Here is a 7091-nt window from a genome sequence, read left to right as displayed (position 1 = left end):
AGGATTTCTCCAGAACAAAGGACTTCGTCGCCAGCAGCGCCGCCGCCCTCGTCAGTGACACGGCTTATAGAGGGACACAGAAGAACAAGTCAACAGGCGTTTTTAAAAAAATGTCATTTTTCTCTCACGTCCCCGAAATCGCTTTCAAAACAGCGCAGGAAATGGGCGGAGATTAATGAAAAGGCACTTTTCCCGGCGTAAAACCGCTTTTCCCGCCTCATTTCCGATTGCTAGGGTAGAAAGCACTTTTGATGGCGGAGAGAGAGCATGCTGGTATTGAACGAGGAACAGACGCGCGACGCGTTGCCGTTCGGGGAACTGATCGAGGCGATCGGGAGGATGTTCCGCAGCGACTGCGTGATGCCGGTCCGTCATCATCACGAGATGGAAGTGCCGGGCGAAGCGAATGCCGTGATGCTGCTGATGCCAGCCTGGGTGCCGGGCGACCATATCGGCGTGAAGATCCTCAACCTCTTTCCCGATAACCACTTGCGCGCGCTCCCGACGATCATCGGCAGTTATCTTCTCTCCTCCGGCAAGACCGGCGAGATGTTGGCGATCGTCGAGGGTGGGGAGCTTACCGCGCGGCGCACAGCCGCAACGTCAGCGCTTGCCGCAAGGTATCTGGCACGGGAAGAATCCGAGACGATGCTGATGGTCGGAACGGGCCGTCTTTCGCTCAACCTGATGCAGGCCCATGCGATCACACGGCCGCTGAAGCGGTTCCTAGTCTGGGGGCGCAGCCGCGAGAAGGCCGAAGAAACAGCCAGGGAAGCAAGGGCACTCGGCTTCGACGCGGTTGCCGTCGACGATCTTGGTGCGGCAGCCCGCCAAGCGGACATCATCTCCTGTGCGACGCTATCGAGCCAACCGCTGATTCGCGGCGAGTGGCTGAAGCCCGGTACCCATCTCGATCTCGTCGGCGCCTTCAAGCCGAGCATGCGTGAAAGCGACGATGAAGCCGTGCGGCGCTCTTCCGTCTTCGTGGACACGCGTGCGGGCGCCACAAAGGAAGGAGGCGATATCGTACAGCCGCTCCAAAGCGGCATCCTGACAATGAACGATATAAAAGCCGAGCTTGCCGAACTGGCACACGGCAAGCATCGAGGCCGCACCAGCCCCGATGAGATTACGCTTTTCAAGTCGGTCGGCGCGGCGCTCGAGGATCTCGCCGGCGCTATCCTCGCCTATCAGCGTGCCTCCGGACAGGTCTCCGGCTGATGGCTGTTTCCTATCAGGCGGGACCGATCGCCGGAAACCTGCCAAAACTGCCCATCACCGACGTTCTCGGGGAACTCACCGAAGCGCTGGTCCATGGGACGAGAGCCGTCCTCTCCGCTCCGCCGGGCGCCGGCAAGACAACGCTGGTGCCGCTGGTACTGCTCGACCAGGCTTGGTGTTCGGGCAGGATCATCCTGCTCGAGCCGCGGCGGCTGGCAGCACGAGCGGCCGCCTCGCGGATGGCTTCCCTCATCGGCGAGACCGTCAGCGAAAGGATCGGTTACCGGATGCGGCTCGACAACCGGATTTCAGCCAGAACCCGGATCGAAGTCGTGACCGAGGGGGTCTTTGCCAGGATGATCCTCGACGATCCGGAGCTCACCGGCATCTCTGCGGTGATCTTCGATGAATTTCACGAGCGGTCGCTCGATGCGGATTTCGGCCTGGCGCTCGCACTCGACGTGCAGTCTGCGTTGCGCGACGACCTGCGTGTTCTCGTCATGTCGGCGACGCTCGATGTCGATCGGGTCGCGGGCCTGCTAGACGATCCGCCGGTGATCAAGAGCGAAGGACGGAGCTTTCCGGTCGATATCCAGCATCGAGACCGGGCACCGAACGAACGGATCGAGGACTCCGTGACGCGCGCCATCGTCGAAGCACATGCGAGCGAAACCGGTTCCATACTCGCCTTCCTGCCGGGACAGGTGGAGATCCTCAGGACGGCGGAACGGCTGGAGGGCAAGTTCGGCCCCGAAACCGTGATCGTGCCGCTCTACGGCAACCTCTCCCAGCGGGAACAGGACCTGGCAATCAGGCCGGCGCCGACCGGGCAGCGCAAGATCGTGCTTGCCACATCGATCGCCGAGACATCGATCACCATCGACGGCGTGCGGATCGTCGTCGACAGCGGCTTGCAACGCCTGCCGGTCTTCGAGCCGGCGACGGGGATCACGCGGCTGGAGACGGTGCGGGTCTCGCGCGCTTCGGCCGACCAGCGGGCGGGCCGCGCCGGCCGTACCGAACCGGGCATCGCCATCCGGCTCTGGCATCCGGGGCAGACGGCGGCGCTTCGCCCCTTCTCCCCGCCGCAGATCCTCGCCAGCGATCTTTCCGGCCTTGCGCTCGACCTTGCCCATTGGGGCGTACAGGATCCGAAGACGCTCGCCTTTCTGGATCCGCCGCCTGGACCGGCCTTCAGCGAAGCAAGGGGGCTGCTCACGCAGCTTGGCGCGCTCGATCCCCAGGGTAGCCTTACCGAACACGGCCGGCTTATGCGGGAGCTTGCGCTTCCGCCCCGCCTTTCGGCGATGGCGATCTTTGCAAATGAAGAGGGTTTTGGCCGGGAGGCCTGCCTGCTTGCCGTTCTTATGACCGAACAGGGCCTCGGCGGCAGCGACATCGATCTCGATGAGCGGCTGCGCCGGTTTCGCAACGAACGCGGCGATCGTGCCGAATCGGCCCGCAGGCTTGCCGAGCGAATCGCCTCCAGCCTGCCGAAGACGTCACAGTCCAGTGAGCCGGCGCTCGCAGGCCGGCTCCTGGTGCATGCATATCCCGACCGGATCGCGCTACAGCGCGGCGGGCGGGGACGCTTCGTCATGGCAAACGGCCGCGGAGCTGAACTGCCGGAGACCGAGCGGCTTGCCGCATCGCAAATGCTGGTCATAGCAGACCTTACGGGCCGGGCGGCACAGGCAAGAATTCTTGCTGCGGCGGAAATCAGCCGCGCAGACGTGGAGGCGGAACTTGCCGGGGCGATCCAGCAGAAGGATGAATGTTTCTTCGACCGGGCAAGCCGCCAGGTCCGCGCCCGCAAGGTAAGGCGCCTCGGAGCCATCATCTTCGAAGAGAAGCCGCTGCCTCGGCCCAGCGGTGAACAGGCGGCAAAAGCCTTGGCGGAGGGCGTGCGTGAACTCGGGCTCCAGGCTCTGCCATTCTCCAGGGATGGAATGCAATTGCGAGAAAGGATCGGTTTCCTGCGCCGATCGCTCGGCGAGCCCTGGCCGGATGTCAGCGACGAAGCACTGCTCACCAGGCTCGACGATTGGTTCGTGCCGTTCCAGGGAAATACTTCGGGTCTCGATTCCATTGATCCCGCCAGTCTTTCAGAAGGGCTGCGGTCGCTGATCCCCCCTGCGGTGGCGCCGGATCTCAACAGGCTGGCGCCGACGCATTTCGAAGCGCCTACTGGCCTGCGGCATCCGATTCGCTACGACGCCGAGGAACCGACGCTTTCCATTCGTGTGCAGGAATTGTTCGGATTGAAGAAACATCCGTCGGTGGCGGGAGGCAAGCTGCCGCTGCTTCTCGAACTCACGTCGCCGGCGCATCGGCCAATCCAGACGACCCGCGACCTGCCGGGTTTCTGGACCGGCTCCTGGAAGGACGTGCGTGCCGAGATGCGCGGGCGTTATCCCAGGCATCCCTGGCCGGAGGATCCTGCCGAAGCGCTTCCGACGACGCGTGCCAAACCGCGCGGGACGTGACAGAATGCCGCCTGCGACCGGAAGTCCAGCCGGTTTATGAAGCCTGCTCAATCATGAGTGGCCGCGGGAGCCAGAGACAAATTGTGATCGCTGACAATCCATCGCTGCGTTCTGCGCAATTCAGCCCTTCGAGCCGCCGCATCCGGCTTCAGACATTGGTGCGGCTGCGCTGGCTTGCCGTTGCGGGCCAGACGATCACCGTTTTTATTGTCGGGCTGCTGCTCAGGTTTCCGCTTCCGTTGCGGGAGGCCGCCGTCCTGGTCGGCGCGCTTGCCGCCGCCAATCTCATGCTTTCGGTCTGGTTTCCGACCACTTACCGGCTCGGGCCGAAATCGGCGCTCGCCCTGCTCAGTTTCGACCTGCTGCAGATGGCGGCATTGCTGTTCATCACCGGGGGGCTTGCCAATCCCTTTGCACCGCTGATCTGCGTTCCAGTCATCATCGCCTTTGCGTCCCAGCCGCTACGCCATTCACTCGTACTGATCGTCTTCGCTCTCGTCTGCACAACAGTGCTTGCTTTCTCGCCCTATGCGGTCCCCTGGTATCCGGGAGAAGAATTGCGCATCCAACCGATCATGCAGCTCGGCGTCTGGTGCGCGATCGCCTCTATGATGATGTTCGCGGCTTTCTACGCCTACCGCGTCAGCCACGAGGCGACCTTGCTTGCGGATGCGCTTGCGGCGACGGAACTGGTTCTGGAGCGGGAAAAGCACCTTTCGCAGCTCGATGGGCTTGCCGCCGCGGCTGCCCACGAACTCGGCACGCCTCTCGCCACGATCAGCGTCGTCGCCAAGGAGATGGAGCGCGAGCTTTCCGACGACGACCGCTTCCGTGAAGACGTGCAGCTCTTGCGAAGCCAGAGCGAGCGTTGCCGCGATATCCTCCGCCGGCTCACATCGCTCTCGGCCGAGAATGAAGAGCATATGCGCCGCCTGCCGCTCTCCTCGATGATCGAGGAAGTCGTGGCGCCGCACCGGCAGTTCGGCATAGCGATCGAACTCATCGAGAACGGTGACCGAACGGCGGAGCCGGTCGGCAACCGCAACGCCGGCATCATCTACGGTCTTGGCAACCTCATCGAAAACGCCGTCGACTACGCCAAGAGCAAGGTAACGGTGATGGTCGAGCACAATGCGGAATGGGTGGCGATCACCATCGAAGACGATGGCCAGGGCTATGCGCCGGATATTCTCTCGCGGATCGGCGAACCCTATATGACGAAGAGGCCCAGGGAGGACGAACGGGCGGGCGGGCTCGGGCTCGGCCTCTTCATCGCCAAGACGCTGCTCGAACGGTCCGGCGCATCGATCCAGTTCGGCAACCGCGATAACGGTGAAGCGGGTGCCCGCATCCATATCGAATGGCCGCGTTCGGTGATGGAAGCACGAGATTCGAAATGACTTTGCGATGGTGGTCCGACGGGACATAATGAAAAGGAAAGGCGGGCCTTCGCAGAAACCGAAACCCGCGGAGAAACGAACACATGGATACGCATCTGGAAAAGACCGCTGACCACGAGCTCGGCCCCGATCCTTCATTGTTGATCGTCGATGACGATGGCCCGTTCCTGCGCCGGCTGGCGCGCGCCATGGAAAGCCGCGGCTTCGTGGTGGACACAGCAGAATCGGTGGCCGAGGGTATCGCCAAGTCCAAAGCTCGTCCGCCGAAATACGCGGTGGTCGACCTTCGGCTCGGCGACGGCAACGGCCTCGACGTGATCGAGGCGATCCGCCAGAATCGCGAGGATACCAAGACGATCGTGCTGACCGGTTATGGCAACATCGCCACCGCCGTTACGGCCGTGAAGCTCGGCGCGGTAGATTACCTCGCCAAGCCCGCGGATGCGGACGACATCTTCAATGCACTCACCCAGCGGCCAGGCGAGAAGGCGGACGTGCCGGAAAACCCCATGTCGGCCGATCGCGTGCGCTGGGAACATATCCAGCGGGTCTACGAGATGTGCGAACGCAATGTCTCCGAGACGGCCCGCCGGCTCAACATGCACCGCCGCACGCTGCAGCGCATTCTTGCGAAGCGCGCGCCGAAATAATCACAGCTCGTCAAAGCTCTTGCCGCTCGCCCATTCTGCCAACATCAGGCGTTGGGCGGCGGTCCGGGAAAAGTTCAACGTCATCGCCTTCCGGGTCGCAGGCGGCAGCTTGTGTTCCGGTGCGTCGCGCAACAAATGCCCACCATAGCCGTCGGAAAGGAAAAGGCCGCAATCTTCCGGGAATATCTCAAGCGGCACATCCTTATGGGTGGCAAAGAACAGCCGGTCACAATAGGCGCGGTATTCGGGCCATTTGCGATCGACGCGAAAATCCTCGACCGAAGTCTTGATCTCGATGATCCAGATCTCGCCCTTTTCGGAAATCGTGACGAGATCGGCGCGTCTTCCGCTTGTCAGCACGAGTTCCGGAATAAGTGCATGCCGCATGTCATGCAGCAGGATCTGCACGCCCTTGCGCACCATCATGGCGCGCGCGGACTGGCGCCCATCGATAAGCGGATTGTTGCTGACAACGTTGAGTATAGTCATGATTTCCCGTGCCGCTGCCGGTAAATGTTGCAAAAACGCAATGGCATTTTTATTTGTGCGCCGGCTCTCTTCTGGTGCGCTGCAGCGGCTTGCCAAGTGCAATGTAATCGAAAATAACCCGTCATCAAAGGTGCTCGCACACCTGTCGCAATCGATTCGTTTCTTCCAAGAGATTTCCATGCGCTTTCGCAACAGCATGCTCGCATTCGGCCTGTTGGCAACTGCCGCCTTGGCCGGCTGCTCCACGACGACGCCCGGCGGTACTGAGGTCGCAACCGTCACGACCTCGCAGATCTTCACCGATTCCTACGGTTCGATAAAAGACGCCGGTTATACTTTGCCGGCGATCCCGATCAGCCGCGTGGACAAGAAATTCCATCGGCAGATCGTCAGCTATTCCACCACCGAACGGCCGGGCACGATCATCGTCAACACGCGAGAGCGCTTTCTCTATTACATCCTGCCAAACGGCAGGGCTGTGCGCTACGGCATCGGCGTCGGCAAGCAGGGTTTTGCCTGGTCCGGCACAGCCTATGTTGCCTGGAAGCAGGAATGGCCGAACTGGCACCCGCCGAAGGAAATGGCCGTCCGTCGTCCGGACGTCGCCAAGTATGTCGAAGACGGCATGGGTCCGGGCCTCAGCAACCCGCTTGGTGCCCGCGCCATGTATCTCTTCAATGAAAAGGGCCAGGACACGCTCTTCCGCCTCCACGGCACGCCGGAATGGGCTTCTATCGGCACCGCAGCCTCGTCCGGCTGCATCCGCCTGATGAACCAGGACATCATCGACCTCTACAGCCGGGTCCGTCCGGGCCGCAACACCAAGGTCGTTGTGATTCAGTAAC

At 62.1% G+C, this 7091-nt stretch carries 6 protein-coding genes; 5 read left to right on the top strand and 1 reads right to left on the bottom strand.

The window, feature by feature from the left end; genetic code table 11:
* Nucleotides 1–267: 267 nt before the first annotated feature.
* The 4 genes from lhpI (at nt 268) to J2046_RS27090 (ending at nt 5757) form a co-directional block, all read left to right on the top strand.
* A complete protein-coding gene (lhpI, locus tag J2046_RS27105) occupies nt 268–1221 on the top strand; it encodes a bifunctional Delta(1)-pyrroline-2-carboxylate/Delta(1)-piperideine-2-carboxylate reductase (RefSeq protein ID WP_210057129.1) in 954 nt (317 codons plus the stop codon).
* Complete coding sequence (gene hrpB / locus J2046_RS27100; protein ID WP_210057128.1) at nt 1221–3707, top strand: ATP-dependent helicase HrpB; 2487 nt, start codon at nt 1221–1223, stop codon at nt 3705–3707. Before lhpI ends, hrpB begins: the two co-directional genes overlap by 1 nt.
* 86 nt (nt 3708–3793) lie before the next feature.
* A complete protein-coding gene (locus J2046_RS27095) occupies nt 3794–5107 on the top strand; it encodes an ActS/PrrB/RegB family redox-sensitive histidine kinase (protein WP_210057147.1) in 1314 nt (437 codons plus the stop codon).
* A gap of 83 nt (nt 5108–5190) precedes the next feature.
* The gene (locus tag J2046_RS27090) at nt 5191–5757 is read left to right on the top strand and encodes an ActR/PrrA/RegA family redox response regulator transcription factor (RefSeq protein ID WP_210057127.1); all 567 of its coding nucleotides are present in this window, start codon (nt 5191–5193) and stop codon (nt 5755–5757) included.
* On the opposite strand, the gene J2046_RS27085 is transcribed toward J2046_RS27090, so the two are convergent.
* On the bottom strand, nt 5758–6246 hold the full coding sequence (locus J2046_RS27085) for an MmcB family DNA repair protein (RefSeq protein ID WP_210057145.1): 489 nt from the start codon (nt 6244–6246) through the stop codon (nt 5758–5760).
* 178 nt (nt 6247–6424) lie between these two features.
* Between J2046_RS27085 and J2046_RS27080 the strand changes: the two genes are divergently transcribed.
* Complete coding sequence (locus tag J2046_RS27080) at nt 6425–7090, top strand: L,D-transpeptidase (protein ID WP_210057126.1); 666 nt, start codon at nt 6425–6427, stop codon at nt 7088–7090.
* The last annotated feature ends 1 nt before the right edge of the window (nt 7091 follow it).

It is taken from the genome of Neorhizobium petrolearium, assembly GCF_017873175.1.
Taxonomy (GTDB): domain Bacteria; phylum Pseudomonadota; class Alphaproteobacteria; order Rhizobiales; family Rhizobiaceae; genus Neorhizobium; species Neorhizobium petrolearium.
Note: the sequence above shows the minus strand (reverse complement) of the source record. Positions and strands in the feature narration are given on the sequence as shown.